15 protein-coding genes are annotated in these 14,919 nt (G+C 67.0%); 12 read left to right on the top strand and 3 right to left on the bottom strand.

The window, feature by feature from the left end:
• Positions 1–23 precede the first annotated feature (23 nt).
• Together aroC and F595_RS0106900 are read left to right on the top strand one after the other, a co-directional pair.
• Positions 24–1,142 carry a chorismate synthase gene (aroC, locus tag F595_RS0106905; protein WP_022956141.1) on the top strand — a complete coding sequence of 373 codons (1,119 nt, stop codon included), beginning with the start codon at positions 24–26 and terminating at the stop codon, positions 1,140–1,142.
• 22 nt (positions 1,143–1,164) lie between these two features.
• Positions 1,165–2,364 (top strand): MFS transporter, encoded by a 1,200-nt coding sequence (locus F595_RS0106900; protein WP_084682860.1) that lies wholly within the window; start codon positions 1,165–1,167, stop codon positions 2,362–2,364.
• Here F595_RS0106900 and F595_RS0106895 read toward each other — a convergent pair.
• Together F595_RS0106895 and F595_RS0106890 are read right to left on the bottom strand one after the other, a co-directional pair.
• Positions 2,318–3,187 (bottom strand): class I SAM-dependent methyltransferase, encoded by an 870-nt coding sequence (locus tag F595_RS0106895; RefSeq protein WP_022956139.1) that lies wholly within the window; start codon positions 3,185–3,187, stop codon positions 2,318–2,320. The two genes, F595_RS0106900 and F595_RS0106895, sit on opposite strands and share 47 nt — an antisense overlap.
• A gap of 54 nt (positions 3,188–3,241) precedes the next feature.
• Complete coding sequence (locus F595_RS0106890; RefSeq protein WP_040568331.1) at positions 3,242–4,297, bottom strand: MBL fold metallo-hydrolase; 1,056 nt, start codon at positions 4,295–4,297, stop codon at positions 3,242–3,244.
• A gap of 113 nt (positions 4,298–4,410) precedes the next feature.
• Between F595_RS0106890 and F595_RS0106885 the strand changes: the two genes are divergently transcribed.
• From F595_RS0106885 to F595_RS0106845, 9 genes are all read left to right on the top strand, one after another.
• Positions 4,411–5,469: an SAM-dependent methyltransferase gene (locus F595_RS0106885; protein ID WP_022956137.1), complete on the top strand. Its 1,059-nt coding sequence runs from the start codon at positions 4,411–4,413 to the stop codon at positions 5,467–5,469.
• 10 nt (positions 5,470–5,479) lie between these two features.
• A complete protein-coding gene (locus F595_RS0106880; RefSeq protein ID WP_022956136.1) occupies positions 5,480–6,232 on the top strand; it encodes a hypothetical protein in 753 nt (250 codons plus the stop codon).
• A gap of 69 nt (positions 6,233–6,301) precedes the next feature.
• The gene (locus tag F595_RS13175) at positions 6,302–7,039 is read left to right on the top strand and encodes an HPP family protein (protein ID WP_022956135.1); all 738 of its coding nucleotides are present in this window, start codon (positions 6,302–6,304) and stop codon (positions 7,037–7,039) included.
• Between the two features lie 103 nt (positions 7,040–7,142).
• A complete protein-coding gene (locus tag F595_RS0106870) occupies positions 7,143–7,829 on the top strand; it encodes a sterol desaturase family protein (RefSeq protein ID WP_022956134.1) in 687 nt (228 codons plus the stop codon).
• A gap of 92 nt (positions 7,830–7,921) precedes the next feature.
• Positions 7,922–8,968 (top strand): efflux RND transporter periplasmic adaptor subunit, encoded by a 1,047-nt coding sequence (locus F595_RS0106865; RefSeq protein WP_022956133.1) that lies wholly within the window; start codon positions 7,922–7,924, stop codon positions 8,966–8,968.
• Entirely contained in the window at positions 8,965–12,015 is a 3,051-nt protein-coding gene (locus tag F595_RS0106860; protein WP_022956132.1) for an efflux RND transporter permease subunit, read from the top strand. The genes F595_RS0106865 and F595_RS0106860 overlap by 4 nt, the downstream gene beginning before the upstream one ends.
• 51 nt (positions 12,016–12,066) lie before the next feature.
• Complete coding sequence (locus F595_RS0106855) at positions 12,067–12,516, top strand: thiol-disulfide oxidoreductase DCC family protein (protein WP_022956131.1); 450 nt, start codon at positions 12,067–12,069, stop codon at positions 12,514–12,516.
• Between the two features lie 3 nt (positions 12,517–12,519).
• Positions 12,520–12,876: an HNH endonuclease gene (locus F595_RS0106850; protein ID WP_022956130.1), complete on the top strand. Its 357-nt coding sequence runs from the start codon at positions 12,520–12,522 to the stop codon at positions 12,874–12,876.
• Positions 12,869–13,270 (top strand): DUF2237 family protein, encoded by a 402-nt coding sequence (locus F595_RS0106845; RefSeq protein ID WP_022956129.1) that lies wholly within the window; start codon positions 12,869–12,871, stop codon positions 13,268–13,270. Before F595_RS0106850 ends, F595_RS0106845 begins: the two co-directional genes overlap by 8 nt.
• Here F595_RS0106845 and F595_RS0106840 read toward each other — a convergent pair.
• Complete coding sequence (locus F595_RS0106840; protein WP_022956128.1) at positions 13,252–13,890, bottom strand: TetR/AcrR family transcriptional regulator; 639 nt, start codon at positions 13,888–13,890, stop codon at positions 13,252–13,254. The two genes, F595_RS0106845 and F595_RS0106840, sit on opposite strands and share 19 nt — an antisense overlap.
• Before the next feature lie 98 nt (positions 13,891–13,988).
• On the opposite strand from F595_RS0106840, the gene F595_RS0106835 reads away from it, so the two are divergent.
• Entirely contained in the window at positions 13,989–14,906 is a 918-nt protein-coding gene (locus tag F595_RS0106835; protein WP_040568155.1) for a metal-dependent hydrolase, read from the top strand.
• Positions 14,907–14,919: the final 13 nt, after the last annotated feature.

Below are 14,919 nucleotides of genomic sequence, written 5' to 3'. Positions count from 1 at the left end.
CCTTTTGCGAGAGTAGCGTCATCATGGCCGGCAACAGCATCGGACTTGTCTTCACCGTCACCACCGCCGGCGAGTCGCATGGCCCGGCCCTGACCGCCATCGTCGATGGCGTGCCGCCGGGCATCGCGCTCAGCGAGGCCGACCTGCAGGGGGATCTCGACCGCCGCAAGCCGGGGACGTCGTCGTTCGCCACCCAGCGCAAGGAAGAGGATGTCGTGCGCATTCTCTCCGGCGTGTTCGAGGGTCGCACCACCGGTACCCCGATCGCGCTGCTGATCGAGAACACCGACCAGCGCTCCAAGGATTACGGCAACATCGCCGAGACCTTCCGTCCGGCCCACGCCGACTACACCTACAGCCACAAGTACGGTTTTCGTGACTACCGTGGCGGTGGCCGCTCCAGCGCCCGCGAGACCGCCATGCGCGTGGCCGCCGGCGCGATCGCGCGCAAGGTGCTGAAGGAGCAGTTCGGCGTGACCATCCGCGGTCGCGTGTCGCAGATCGGTGACATCAAGGCGCAGACCTGCGACTGGGACTACGTCAGCCAGAATCCGTTCTTCTGCGGTGACCGCGAGGCGGTGCCGAAGATGGAGCGTCTGGTGCTGAGCATGCGCGAGGAGCATTCGAGCATCGGCGCCGCCGTCGAGGTGTTCGCCTCGGGCATGCCGGCGGGCTGGGGCGAGCCGGTGTTCGACCGTCTCGATGCCGACATCGCGCATGCCATGATGAGCATCAACGCGGTCAAGGGCGTGGAGATCGGTGACGGCTTTGCCGTGGTCAGCCAGCGCGGCGAGCAGCACCGCGACGAGCTCACCCCCGAGGGCTTCCTGAGCAACCATTCCGGTGGCGTGCTCGGCGGCATCTCCAGCGGCCAGGACCTGATCGTGCGCATCGCGCTCAAGCCGACCTCCAGCATCACCACGCCGGGTCGCAGCATCAACACGCGCGGCGAGGCCATCGAGGTGGTCACCAAGGGCCGGCACGACCCCTGCGTGGGCGTGCGCGCGACACCGATCGCCGAGGCCATGCTGGCCATCGTGCTGCTCGATCATGCGCTGCGCCATCGTGCGCAGAATGCCCTGGTGCGCAGTGAACTGCCGCTGATTCCGGCGCTGGCGCCGAACGCCGACCCGGGCTATTGAGCCGGCCGCGCGCGGTCGTTCCATGACGACCCGATCCGTGCCTGCGGCCCGTCCTGACGCCAGCGCCAGCCCGGTTCCGGTGCTGCCGCTGGCGGCGGTGTACTTCTTCTACTTCGCCGTCATCGGCGCTTTCATGCCCTACTGGGGGCTGTACCTGCAGTCGCTGGGCTTCGATGCCGCCGCCATCGGCGAGCTCGGTGCGATCGTCATGCTGACGCGCATCGTGGCCCCGAACTTCTGGGGCTATGTCGCCGACCGCAGCGGACGCCGGCTGGCGCTGGTGCGCCTGGGCGCGGCGATGATCACCATCGGCTGGCTGGGCGTGTTCGTGGTGCGCGACTACTGGCCGCTGGCAGCCGTGCTGCTGGTCTACGGCTTCTTCCAGAATGCCATTCTGGCGCAGTTCGAGGCGGTCACGCTGGCGCACCTGGGCAGCCAGCGCGAGCGCTACAGCCGCATACGCCTGTGGGGCTCGCTCGGCTTCATTGCCACCGGCACCGGGCTGGGGCTGTACTTCGAGGCCTTTCCGGTCAGTCACCTGCCGCTGGCGCTGCTGATCTGCGCCTTCGCGACCTGGCTGGCGACGTTGTTCGTGCCGGATGTCGCCACCGAGACGCGCCACGAGCGCACGGAGGGGGTGTTCGCCATCCTCTGCCGGCGCCCGGTGCTGACCTTCTTCATCGCGCACTTCCTGCTGCAGCTCTCGCACGCGCCGTACTACACCTTCTACAGCATCCACCTCGAGCAGCACGGCTACGGGCGCGGCACCATCGGCTGGCTGTGGGGGCTGGGCGTGTTCGCCGAGGTGGTCATGTTCTGGTACATGCACCGGCTGCTGCCGGCGGCGGGGGAGGCGCGCCTGCTGCAGTGGAGTCTGGCGCTGGCCGGCGTGCGCTGGCTGATGATCGGGGCGCTGGCGGACTCGCCCTGGGCAATCTGGTCGGCGCAGCTGCTGCATGCGGCCTCGTTCGCGAGCTTTCATGCCGCTGCCATGGTGCTCATCCACCGGCATTTCGGTGGCGGCCATCAGGGTCAGGGCCAGGCCATCTACAGCATGCTCTGGGGCAGCGGGGTGGCGCTGGGCTCGTGGGCGGCGGGCCTGGTGTGGACGCCGGCCAGCGCGGTATGGGTGTTCACCTGCGCCGGCCTGCTCTGTGCCATGGCTCTGCTGCTGCTCAACTGGGGGCGTGAGCGGACGGCAGTGCGCCACAGCGTGCCTTGACCACCCGCACCAGATCGGCGCCGCTGCGGTTGCAGTCGGGCAGGATCTGGCGGTAGTCCGAGGGCGTGAGCAGCTGTGCCCAGTCGAAGCCGGAGGCCAGCAGCTGCTCGCAGGCTTGCGTCTCGCCGCTGAAGTGCAGATGCACGCGCCCGCGCACGAAGGTCGACAGCGCGCCCATGAAGGCCTGCACGGACATGCCCTGATTGACCGATTGCACATGCAGGTCGCTCAGGTAGATGCCCTTGCTGAAGCGCTTGAGCACCGCCGCGATGCGCGTCCACAGGCCGGCCACGGTGTCGGTGTCGAAGTAGTTGACCAGCCCCTCGGTGATGATGACCAGTCCGCGCGCCGGATCCAGCGTGCGCGCGATGGCTTCCAGCGAGGCGCCGTCGCTGGCGAAGGCGTCGATGTCGAGCACGTGGTGGTGATCGCTGTCGATGCCGCCATGCTTGAGCAGCTTGCGCTTGCGTTCAGCCATGCCGGGCAGGTCGGCCTCGATGTAGGTGAGGCTGTCCCTGAAGCGCTCGGCGAAGCGCCAGCCACGCGGAGACAGGCCGGCGGCGATCTCGATGACCTGGGTGATGCCTTCGTCGCGGATGGCGGCATCGAGCTCGTGGTCGATGATCTGGTGTCGGGCCAGCAGGAAATCATCCAGGGTCGGACCGCCGAGCAGTTTGAAGGCCATCTGCGGGCCTTTCAGACCGTAATAGTAGAGATGGCTGTTGAGGTGGGCGAAGGCCGGGTGCGACAGGCCGTGATGCAGCCAGACGGCGCTGGTGTAGTAGGCGGTGGGACTGATGGCGCTGGCGTCGCGTCGTGCCATGGGGCTCTCCTGGCCGTTCGTGTGGTTGACGTCGAGGCCTGAGACTAGCCGGTTTCAGGGGGCAGACCAAGACCGCGTCTCGCCGATCGCCCAGGTCATCACCTCGTCCTCGGACACGCCCGCGGCTCGGCGTGCCTCGGCCAGATCGCCCGGGGGCTGCTGGATGGGTTCGTCGCTGAGCACGAAGCTGCCCCAGTGCACCCCCAGGCTTTGCCTGGCGCGCAGATCCCGGTGCGCCTGCACGGCCTCGGCCGGGTCGATGTGCTGACGCCGGGTCAGCCAGCGCGGCTGGTAGGCGCCGATCGGCAGCAGGGCCAGCGTGAAGGGGCCGAGACGATCGCCGATGGCCTTGAAGTCGGGCCCGTAGCCGGTGTCGCCGGCGTGATAGACCGAGACTGCGCCGACCTGCAGCACATGGCCACCCCACAGGCTCCGGTCACGGCCACGGCGGGTGATGTGGCGACTCCAGTGCTGCGCCGGCACGAAGGTGATGCGCGCCGGCCCCAGCGTGACCTGCTGCCACCAGTCCAGTGCCTGCACCTGCGGGATGCCGTCCTCGCGCAGCCAGTCGTCATCGCCGAGCGGAACATACACGGCAGGGGCGCCGCCGGGCTGCCGCGCCAGCTGGCGCAGACTGCCGACATCGAGGTGGTCGTGGTGGTTGTGCGAGATCAGCACGGCATCGATGTGCGGCAGACGGGCAGGGTCGACCGGCAGCGGGGTGAGTCGCCGCGGCCCCAGCCAGGAAAACGGCGAGGCGCGTTCGGAAAACACCGGATCAGTGAGCACGCGAAAGCCGTCGATTTCGATGAGGACCGTGCTGTGACCCAGCCAGGTCACGCGCAGCCCGTCGACGCGCTGGTGCAGGCGCGCGACATCCACCGGCTGCCGGGCGATCTCGTCAGGCGCGTGGCGGATCGCCGGGCCGGTGAGCCGACCCCAGAGCCAGGGCAGCAGGTCGCGCGTCTGCGGCTCGCGGCCCGGCGTGGTGTTGTGAAAGCCGTCGGGCCAGGATGCGCTGACGGTCTGCGCGGGCAGGGCAGCCGGCAGGGTGGCCAGCGCCAGGATGAGCAGCATCCGCACGGGCTGGCGTTGATGTCCCGCGCGCATGACCGTCACTCCCGGAATCCGGCGCATCTTTTTTTGTCCTGTTTGCGGTGTAACAAACCGCGGTCACTATCCGTCAACACGGCAACTGCCACAAGCTGACAAGGAATTTCCGGATGGATGCGATCGATCTCTGTGAACGCGGCATGATCCCTGACGCACTGACGCGTCACGGCATGCGCAAGCTCATGGCGCAGCGCCTGCGTGACGAGGGTGCCGACGATGCCGAGCGTGCCAGCACGCGGCGCCAGGAGCTGCTCGACCAGCTCCGCGCCAGCCCCATCGCCATCGAGACCCAGGCTGCCAACGAGCAGCATTACGAGGTGCCGGCGGCCTTCTTTCACCGCCACCTCGGGCCGCGCCTGAAGTATTCCTGCGCCCTGTACCCGACCGGCAACGAGACTCTGGCCGAGGCCGAGGAATTGATGCTGTCGCTTTATGCCGAGCGTGCCGGCCTGCGTGACGGCCAGCGCCTGCTCGACCTCGGCTGCGGCTGGGGCTCGCTGTCGCTGTGGCTGGCGGAGCGTTTTCCCAATTCCTCGGTCACCGGCCTGTCGAACTCGCACGGCCAGCGCGAATTCATCCTGGCGCGCGCGGCCGAACGCGGTCTGGGCAACCTCACCATCCTGACCGGCAACATCGTCGACTTCGAGTTCCCCGCGGTCAGCGCAGACGGCCAGCGCGTTGAGCCCGGCTTCGACCGCATCCTGTCCATCGAGATGTTCGAGCACATGCGCAACTACGGCCTGCTGCTGGCCAAGCTGTCGCGCTGGCTGAATGACGACGGCCAGCTCTTCGTGCACATCTTCGCGCACCGCCACCTGGCCTATTTCTTCGAGGATCGCGAGCGCGAGGACTGGATGACGCGCTATTTCTTCAGTGGCGGCATCATGCCCTCGGAGACCCTGCTGGCCAACTTCCAGGATCACCTGGTGCTGACCCGGCAGTGGTGGGTCGACGGCCGTCATTACGAGAAGACTTCAAACCACTGGCTGGCCGGCATGGACGCGTCACGCCACGAGATCATGGCCCTTTTCCGGACCTGCTACGGCAATGAGCAGGCGGCGATCTGGTTCCAGCGCTGGCGCATGTTCTACATGGCGGTGGCGGAGCTGTTCGGCTACGACCACGGGCGCGAGTGGGGTGTCGGTCATTACCTGTTCAGCAAGCGCTGAGGGAGATGTCATGCGTATCGTGATGCGGGGAGTCACCCTGGCCGCGGTGCTCGCGATGACGAGCACTGCGGTGTCGGCCGCACCGCGCGAGACACGCTACCTCGGCTATGCCACCGAGCAGGGCAGCGGTCGCTACCTCTACACCGAAGTGCATCGTCATCAGTACGACGGCGTGCAATGGCGCTCCGGCAGCATCCGCTACGTGGCGCCGGACGGCCGCCTGCTGGGCGAGAAGACCTTGGACTTCAGCCGTGACCCCTACGTGCCGCTGATGCGCTATCGCCTGCCGGGCGCCGGTTACGAGGAGCGCATCACGGCGGTGTCGGGCAACGGCCTGCAGCTGGAGAAGGTGCGCAACGGCCAGGTTGAACGCAAGACCTTGCCGCGCCTGCCGGACCTGGCGGCCGATTCCGGCTTCAATGCCCTGCTGGTCGACAAGCTGGCCACGCTGGAGGCGGGCAAGCCGGTGTCGCTGCGTCTGGCCGTGGTCGGCCAGCTGGACCAGTACCGGTTCCGCATCCTGCCGCAGGGGCGCATCCGCGTCGGTGACGAGCAGGCCCTTCGCCTGCGCATCCAGCCCGACTCGCTGCTGCGTCTGCTGGTTGATCCGATCGACGTGGTGTACGGCCTGACCAGTCGCGAGCTGCTGCAGTATCGCGGCGTGTCCAACGTGCTCAACCCCGCCACCGGCAAGGCCTACCTGGTCGACATCGACTACCGTCGCAAGCCAGCCACGGCACCGGGCACATTGCCCGCACCATAACTGGTCATTTGCCGTCTCAGTGCCTACTATTGGTGCGATTTTCGCATTCGGCAGGGCGAGGGACGCGGCATGCGGTGGAAACAGGTTCTGGGCTGGCCCGAGCACACGGTGTCCTGGCGTGAACAGCTGATTGCCGTGCTGACGGCATTGGCCGGCATGTGGTTGCTGGCGTCGTTCGGTCATGCCTGGCAGGACAGCAGCCAGTCCGGGCTGGTGCTGGTGGCCTCGATCGGTGCCTCGGCGGTGCTGGTGTTCGCGGTGCCGCACGGCGTGCTGTCGCAGCCCTGGTCGGTGATCGGCGGCCAGGTCAGTTCGGCCGTCGTCGGCGTGCTGGTGGTCAGCGTGCTGGGCGCCAGTCCGCTGTCGGCCGCGCTGGCGGTATCGCTGGCGATTGCCGTCATGCACCTGCTGCGCTGTCTGCACCCGCCGGGTGGCGCCACGGCCCTGTCGGTGGTGCTTGCCACTGGTGCCGGCGTGCGTCCGGACTGGTCCTTCGTGATGACCCCCGTGCTCTGGGATGCCGTGCTGATTGTGCTTGCTGCGGTGGTGTTGAATGCTGCCTTCCCGTGGCGACGCTACCCGGCCGCCTGGCGCCAGCCTGTCCGATTGCAGGATCCGGCGATCGCCGCGCGCTTGCATCCAGGACGCGAGCGGCATGCGCGGCAAGAACAGGCCGTTCTGCTCCCTCTGACGCCGGAGCAGATTCGTGCGGCGTTCGCCGAGATCGATACGCCGCTGGACATCACGGACGAGGATGCCACGGCACTGCACGATGCCCTGGCGCGTCAGCAGCAGTCCGGGTACTGACGGAGCTCCGGCATCGGCCGGACGGCAGCATGCGTGAGCGGACTGGTCGTGCGCTGCCGGATGCGTCAGGATGGCAGCACCTCCTGACACGTGAGTGCACTTCATGAACGAGGCTGAACCCAGCTGGCTTGCGAGCCGGCGGGCCCCTGAAACCTTTTCCGGTGCCCTCGCAGTGTATCTGCGACAGCCCGGCGTCTGCGTGATTCTTGTATTCGTGCTGGGCGTTGCCGGCTGGCGTTTCGCACTCGGCGAATGGTCCGTTCGGGATCTGGCCGGTTTCGCGCTTGCCATCGCCGTCTGGCCGGTGATGGAGTGGCTGTTGCATCGTCATGTGCTGCATGCGCGTCCGTGGCAGCTCGGTCGCTGGCGGATTGATCCGGATCCTGCCGTCAAGCACCGGGCGCACCACGCCGAGCCATGGCGTGTCCGTCTCGTGTTTCTTCCGGTGTATGTGCCTGTGATGCTGGCACCGATGCTTGTGCTGGCGGTCCCGCTGCTGCCGGATCGCGCCGTTGCATTGAGCTTCCTGACCGGGTTCGGTCTCGCCGCACTCAATTATGAATGGACGCACTGGATCGTCCATACCCGCATTCAGCCGCGCTCCGCGTATTACCAGGCGGTCTTCCGCAACCACCGGCTGCACCATTTCCGTCATGAGGACTACTGGTTCAGTTTCATGCTGCCGGCACTGGACCGCTGGCTTGGCACGGGACCCGATGCCGCCTCGGTAGCACCGTCGGGAACGGCACGGGATCTGGACAAACGCGGTGGCAGGGGGCTGTCGTCGTGACAGCCTTCGTGGCATAGTTGCCAGCAAAATCCGTCGGCTGTCTGAATAAGTCCGTTGCGGCCATGTGCCGTCACGCTGCAGGAATCATCTTCATGTTGAAACGCATCGTCGTCGTACTCTGTCTCGGTCTGGCTGTCGCTGCGTGCTCTGATCCGGATGCGAAGACCGGGGATCCGGCGCCGTGGGTCAAGACCCATGTCGTCGGTGGTGCCGACGGCGTGAACATGGCGCTGACCGGTACCGTGCGCGCGCGTAACGAGGTGCCGCTGTCGTTCCGGGTCGCCGGCCAGGTCATCGAGCGCCGCGTCGATGCCGGTGCCCGGGTGCGGGCCGGTCAGCTGCTGTTCCGCCTTGATCCGCGTGATCTCGAGGCCGGCGTGCGTGCGGCCGATGCCGAGCGTGCCGCGGCCGCAGCCGCGCTGGCGACGGCGGCGTCGGATACCGCACGTCACCAGGCGCTGTTCGACAAGGGCTTCATCAGCCGGCAGCTGCTGGAGCGCGTGCAGCTGAGCGAACGCGAGGTGCGCAGTCGTGCCGACGCGGCCACCTCGCGCTGGCAGCAGGCGCGCAATGCGGCCGCCTACGGGGCGATCAGCGCAGATGCCGCCGGCGTGCTCATGGAGGTCGGCGTCGAGCCCGGCCAGGTGGTGGCGCCGGGCCAGACCGTGGCGGTGCTTGCCCGTGATGGCGAGCGCGAGGTCGAGGTGTTCGTGCCGGAAGGCCAGAAGGTGCCGGCCACGGGCGTGGTCAAGCTGGGCTCGGGCGACCTGCTCGATCTGCGTCTGCGCGAGGTGGCGGGTGCCCTGGACCCGGTCAGCCGCACCTGGCGCGCGCGCTACCAGCTGGTCAGGCCCTCCGTGGTGCCGGAGCTGGGCAGCATCGTCAGTGCCCGCTTCGAGATCATCGCCGCTGGCGGCCAGGACCTGGAGATCCCGCTGGGTGCGCTCGACGAGCGCGGTCAGGGCGCCCGGGTCTGGCGCATCGTTGACGGCAAGGCGCAGCCGCAGCCGGTGGCCATCCTGGTGGTGGGGCCGGAGTCTGCCCGGGTGCGTGGCGAGATTCCTGCCGGAACGCGCCTGATCGCGCTCGGCACGCACCTGCTGAAGCCGGGCATGGCGGTGCGGGAGCTCACGCCGTGAGCTTTCCCAACCTGTCGGCGCTGGCGGTGCGCGAGCGCGCCGTCACCCTGTTCTTTCTGATCCTGTCGATCGCTGCCGGCATCCATGCCTTCTTCGCGATGGGGCGTGCCGAGGACCCGGCCTTCACCATCCGCGTGATGATGGTGTCGGCGATCTGGCCTGGCGCCACCCCGGAGGAGATCCAGCGCCAGGTCGCCGATCCGCTGGAGAAGCGTCTGCAGGAGGTCGAGAACATCCTCAATCTGCAGAGCATCATTCACCCCGGCCGGGTCGACATCATCGTCGAGTTCGAGGACTTCACGCCCAGCCAGAAGATGCCGCAGCTGTTCTACGACGTGCGCAAGCGCATGCAGGACGAGGCCCCGCGACTGCCGGCCGGTGTCATCGGGCCGATTTCCAACGACGACTTCGCGGACGTCTACTTCAGCCTGATGGCACTGACCGCGCCGGGCCTGCCGCACCGCGAGGTGGTCCAGGTCATGGAGGGCATCCGTGATCGCCTCAAGCGCGTGCCCGGCGTCGAGAAGGCGCTGATTCTCGGCGAGCGCCCGGAGCGGGTGTTCCTCGAGTTCGACAGCCTCAAGCTGGTCAACCTCGGCATCAATCCGGCACAGATCTTCCAGGCCATCGAGGAGCACAACCGGCTGATTCCCGCCGGCCGCATGGAGACCGCCGGACCGCGCGTCTACATCCGCCTCGACAACACCCTGGCCGGTCCTGACGAGCTCGCCGAGGTGCCGCTGCGCATCGGCGGCTCGCTGATACGTCTGGGCGACATCGCCAGCATCCGTCGCGGCTACGAGGAGCCGCCGGGTTACCTGGTGCGCTCGCGCGGCGACGACGCCGTGCTGCTTGGTCTGGTCATGCACGATGGCGAGAACGGTCTCGAGCTCGGTGCCCGCCTCAAGGACTTCATCGCCGCCGAGCAGGAGCGTCTGCCACTGGGCATGCGCTTCGAGCCGCTGACCAACCAGGCCAACGCGATCTCGCAGGCGGTCAACCTGTTCCAGGCCAAGTTCCTGATCGCCATGCTGGTGGTCATGGGCGTGAGCATCCTCGCCATCGGTCTGCGCGCCGGCCTGGTGGTGGGCATCGCGATTCCGGTCACTCTCGGCCTGACCTTCGTGATCATGCGCAGCATGGGCATCAACCTCGACCGCATCACGCTGGGCGCGCTGATCCTGGCGCTGGGCCTGCTGGTTGACGACGCCATCATCGCCATCGAGATGATGATCGTGAAGATGGAGGAGGGCTGGGATCGCGTGCGTGCCGCCACCCATGCCTGGAACGTGACGGCGGCGCCGATGATGTACGGCACCCTTGTCACCGTGGTGGGCTTCGTGCCCATCGGCTTCGCCAAGTCCGGGGTCGGCGAGTACACCGGCAACATCTTCTGGGTGCTGGGCATCTCGCTGCTGGTGTCGTGGCTGGTGGCGGTGACCTTCACCCCTTACCTGGGCGTGAAGATGCTGCCGGACCAGTCAGCGCATGCCGCCGCTGCCGGTGGCGACATCTACCGGACGCCGGGTTACGTGAAGTTGCGCCGGCTGATCCAGTGGTGCGTGGATGAGCGCAAGAAGGTGGTCTGGGGCACGGTCGGTCTGCTGCTGCTGTCGATCGGTGCCATGGTCGGGCCGGTGCAGAAGCAGTTCTTCCCGAGCTCGGACCGGCCCGAGGTGATGATAAGCGTTTACCTGCCCCAGGGCACCTCGGTCGCCGTCACCGATGGCGTCGCACGCCGGCTCGAGAACATTCTCAAGCCCATGCCGCAGGTCAGCACGCTGTCGTCCTATGTCGGTGGCGGTGCGCCGCGCTTCTTCATTTCCATCCTGCCCGAGCAGCCGGATCCGGCCTTCGCCAAGATCGTCGCGGTGGCGCACGACACCGAGTCCCGCGACCAGATCATCGCCGAGCTAAACCGGCGCATCGCCGCCGGCGAGTTTCCCGAGGCCCGGGTGCGCGTGTCCAGCCTGCTCTACGGACCGCCGGTGATGTGGCCGGTGAGCTTTCGCGTCGCCGGTCCGGACATCAACACCCTGCGTGACATTGCCACCCGTCTGCGCGACCTGATGGCGGCCGAGCCGCAGATCCGTTCCGCGCATCTGGAGTGGGACGAGCGCGCGCCGGTGCTGCAGCTGCACATGGATCCGGCACGCCTGCGCCAGATCGGCCTGACCCCGGCCGAGGTGGCGCGCCAGCTGCAGTTCGAGCTGGAGGGCGGGGCGGTGACCACGCTGCGCCAGGGCAATCGCGTGGTCGAGGTGCATGCGCGCGGCAAGAGCGCGCCCGAGGTGCGTCTCGCCGGTCTCGAACTGCGCAGCGCCGATGGCCGCAAGATTCCCATCCTGCAGCTGGGCCGTGTCGAGACCCGCTACGAGGAGCCGGTGATCAAGCGCTACAACCGCGAGCCCTTCATTGCCGTGCATGCCGATGTCGTCGACATGCAGCCCAATGACATGACCGCGCTGCTGTGGCAGAAGATGGAGCCGCTGCGCGCCTCGCTGCCGCGTGACTACCACATTGCCATCAGCGGCAGCGTCGAGCAGTCCGACAAGGCCAATGTCTCCATCGAGCGCCTGCAGCCCCTGATGGTGGCGCTGATGCTGATCTTCGTTATGCTGCAGATGCGCAGCTTCTCGGGCACCTTCATGGTGGTGGCGACGGCGCCGCTGGGCGTGATCGGCGCCGTCCTGGCGCTGCTGCTGTTCAACCAGCCCTTCGGATTCGTGGCGCTGCTCGGTCTCATCGGCCTGGCCGGCATCCTGATGCGCAACACGCTGATTCTCACCCAGCAGGTCAAGGACCACCTGGAGTCGGGCATGGTGCCGGTGACGGCGGTTGTGGAAGCGGCTGTGTGCCGTGCGCGTCCGGTGGTGCTGACCGCGTTTGCGGCCGTGTTCGCCTTCGTGCCGCTGACTTTCGACGGCTTCTGGGGACCGCTGGCCTACGTGCTGATCGGGGGCGTGGCCGTGGGCACGCTGATCACGCTGCTGTTCGTGCCGGCGCTGTACGCGATGTGGTTCAAGCTCGACAGGACCGCCGCCTGAGTGCGGTCTTGTTCAGGGGGCAAGGCGACCGGCACGCGCTAAGCTGCCAACATGAGTGTTCATGATCCGACCGGCACGGACACGGCAGACAGCCGCGTCCTGACGCTGTACTACGACGGCAGCTGTCCCCTGTGCGCGGCGGAGATGCTCTGGCTGCGTGCCGGCAACCAACGTCGCCAGCTGGCGTTCGTCGATGTTGCCGCCGACGACTACCAGCCAGCGTGCCACGGCCTGAGCTGCGAACGGGCGCTGGCGGCGCTGCACGGACGTTTCGATGACGGCGAGCTGCTGGTCGGGGTTCCCGTGTTCGCTGCCGCCTATGCGCGCGCCGGCCATCCGGTGCTGGCCGCGCTGTACCGGCAGCCGCTGCTGCAGCCGTTCTGGCAGCTGGCCTATCGCCTGTTCCTGCGTTTTCGCCACCCGCTGTCGCGCCATCTGGGTCCGCCCCTGCTTGCCTGGGTGCGGCGCCGGCTGGCCACGCGTGATTCACGAGCGCTGTGAGTCATGGGCCGCATCAAGCGTTTGCAGCGCGCAGCCGCACCCGTGCCGCCCATGCCTGCCCCGGCGATCTGCCCGCTCTGCGAGCGCGAGATTCCGGACGGGCAGTGCGATGCCCATCACTTCGTGCCGCGTTCGCATGGCGGCCGTGACACCTGGGTGCTGCATCGCGTCTGCCATCGCCAGATCCATGCCCTGTTCACCGAGCAGGAACTGGCGTCGCACTACCACACCGTCGAGCGTCTGCGTGCGCACCCGGCCATGGCACGGTTCCTGGCCTGGGTACGGCGCCGCCCGCCCGGCTTCATTGAACGCGTGCGCCGCAGCGAGCGCACCCGAACCCGGAGAACGGACCATGACTGACTGGCTGGATGCCCCGCTGCCGACCCGCAAGAACGTGCTTGGCGGTGACCTGATGGCGTGCTCCTACGCACCCCTGACCGGCTATTTCCGCGATGGCTGCTGCCGGGGCAGCGAGGGTGACCGGGGACAGCATGTGGTCTGCGCCATCATGACGCGCGACTTTCTCGTGTATTCGCGCTCGCGCGGCAATGACCTGACCACTCCGCGCGCCGAGCATCGCTTTCCCGGGCTGCATCCCGGCGATCGCTGGTGCCTGTGCGCGCACCGCTGGCTGCAGGCGGCCCTGGTCGGCATCGCGCCCCCCGTGGTGCTGGAAGCCACCGATGTCCAGGCCTTGCAGGTGATCGATCTGGCGCTGCTGCTGCGCCATGCCCATCAGCCGGTCGTGCCCTGAGCCTCGCTGCGGCGACGCTGCTCGCCATCGAGGTAATGGAAAACCATCAGGCCCAGGCCTTCGACGAGTTCCTCGAAGCTGATTTCCGGCGCGGGGTCGCTCAGGTGCCTGAGCACCGCATACATGCCGCCATGGATGAAAATGAAGGTCATCGTGGCCAGGCGCGACGTCACCGCGTACTGCGGGTGATGCAGCAGATACTGCAGCGTCAGTTCCTGCAGAAAGCGGATCAGTGGCGCCATGTCCTGCTCGGCCTGGCCGAGCAGGGCGGCGCGGGCATAGCGCAGATTGCGTTGTTCCTGCTCCATCAGGAAGTCATGAATGACCTCGAGAATGGTCCGGATCGCCTCGGTGACATCCATCCGCGCGATCCGTGCCGCCTCGGGCTTGAGCCGCGCGATCATTTCGTTGATGAAACGCTCGCGCATGGCGTCGTGCACGGCTTCCTTGTTGGCGAAGTACTCGTACAGCGAGCCCACGCTGATGCCGGCGATCTCCGCGATGTGCGAGGTGGTGGTGCCCGTCAGTCCGTGTTTGCCGAGACTGATGAAGCCCGCCTCGATGATGGCGTCGACGGTGGCCTTGGCGCGTGGTTGCCGGGGTGTGCGGGGAGTGGCCATGATCCGAATTGAATCCGAATGATCTTTCGGATTAATTTCACAGAACAGGTTGTGACAGTCAAGACTGTAACTGTGATCTTCATCGGTTCGAGAGGTACATGATCATGTCCACGTCCATCCAGACGCCATCATCCCCCGTGTCGCGTGCCTTGACGGGTGCCCAGGTCGGCATTCCGCCACGCCACATGAACTTCCGTTTCCCGGAAACCGCCGAGCGCTATTTCGCGTTCAACAACAATGCCCTGGCCAGCCAGCTTTTCGTGGTGTTTTCGGGCATTTTCCCGCCCGGCGAGCGTTTCTTCATGGAGTCGGTGCGGCATTTCCGTGAGCGTATCAGCGACCCGGTGCTGCGCGCCGAAATAGCCGGCTTCATGGGTCAGGAAGCGCTGCACGGGCGTGAGCATGACAAGCTCAACGACTATTTCCGTGCGCGTGGCCTGGACCCGGATTTGCCGGATCGTTTCGTGCGTTTCGGCTTGCGCCAGCTCGAGCGTTTTGCGCCGCGTCTTCAGCTCGCCTGCACCACCGCCATGGAGCACTGGACAGCCCATCTCGCCGAACAATGGCTGACGCACACCGAGTTTGCCGCTACCTCCGACGCCGAGATGCTCAAGCTCTGGTACTGGCATGCCGTCGAAGAGCTGGAGCACAAGTCGGTGGCCTATGACGTCTTTGAACAGGTGGGCGGTACGCTGGCCGAGCGCCGCGCCGCCGTGGCGATGCTGCTGGTGTTCATGGCCCCGCCGATTCTCGGCAGCTGGCTGCTTCTGATGGCCAAGGATGGCCAGCTTGGCAACTGGCGCGAGAACGCCAGGGGCATCAAGGCTCTGTTCGGCCGCGACGGCTTTCTGACTGCGGTGTTCAAGTCGATTCCCGACTACCTGAAGGCGGACTTCCACCCCAGCCAGCAGCAGACAATGGCTCTTGAAGCGGAATGGAAGCAGCGGCTTTTTGTCGAGGGCGGCATGCTGAGCGCGGAATTCAGCAACCGTCAGGCGGTGGCACTGGCCAGCTGAGTCCGGCCGCTTT

The organism is Perlucidibaca piscinae DSM 21586 (genome assembly GCF_000420045.1).
Taxonomy (GTDB): Bacteria; Pseudomonadota; Gammaproteobacteria; order Pseudomonadales; family Moraxellaceae; genus Perlucidibaca; species Perlucidibaca piscinae.
The sequence above is the reverse complement of the archived record's forward strand: the minus strand, read 5'-3'. Positions and strand labels throughout refer to the sequence as shown.

Coding starts and splice junctions, on each gene's coding strand:
- F595_RS0106865 (WP_022956133.1), top strand. CDS start 7,922: ATGTTGAAACGCATCGTCGTCGTACTCTGTCTCGGTCTGGCTGTCGCT.
- F595_RS0106880 (WP_022956136.1), top strand. CDS start 5,480: ATGCGTATCGTGATGCGGGGAGTCACCCTGGCCGCGGTGCTCGCGATG.
- F595_RS0106850 (WP_022956130.1), top strand. CDS start 12,520: ATGGGCCGCATCAAGCGTTTGCAGCGCGCAGCCGCACCCGTGCCGCCC.
- F595_RS13175 (WP_022956135.1), top strand. CDS start 6,302: ATGCGGTGGAAACAGGTTCTGGGCTGGCCCGAGCACACGGTGTCCTGG.
- F595_RS0106885 (WP_022956137.1), top strand. CDS start 4,411: ATGGATGCGATCGATCTCTGTGAACGCGGCATGATCCCTGACGCACTG.
- aroC (WP_022956141.1), top strand. CDS start 24: ATGGCCGGCAACAGCATCGGACTTGTCTTCACCGTCACCACCGCCGGC.
- F595_RS0106845 (WP_022956129.1), top strand. CDS start 12,869: ATGACTGACTGGCTGGATGCCCCGCTGCCGACCCGCAAGAACGTGCTT.
- F595_RS0106840 (WP_022956128.1), bottom strand. CDS start 13,890: ATGGCCACTCCCCGCACACCCCGGCAACCACGCGCCAAGGCCACCGTC.
- F595_RS0106900 (WP_084682860.1), top strand. CDS start 1,165: ATGACGACCCGATCCGTGCCTGCGGCCCGTCCTGACGCCAGCGCCAGC.
- F595_RS0106855 (WP_022956131.1), top strand. CDS start 12,067: ATGAGTGTTCATGATCCGACCGGCACGGACACGGCAGACAGCCGCGTC.
- F595_RS0106835 (WP_040568155.1), top strand. CDS start 13,989: ATGATCATGTCCACGTCCATCCAGACGCCATCATCCCCCGTGTCGCGT.
- F595_RS0106895 (WP_022956139.1), bottom strand. CDS start 3,187: ATGGCACGACGCGACGCCAGCGCCATCAGTCCCACCGCCTACTACACC.
- F595_RS0106890 (WP_040568331.1), bottom strand. CDS start 4,297: ATGCGCGCGGGACATCAACGCCAGCCCGTGCGGATGCTGCTCATCCTG.
- F595_RS0106870 (WP_022956134.1), top strand. CDS start 7,143: ATGAACGAGGCTGAACCCAGCTGGCTTGCGAGCCGGCGGGCCCCTGAA.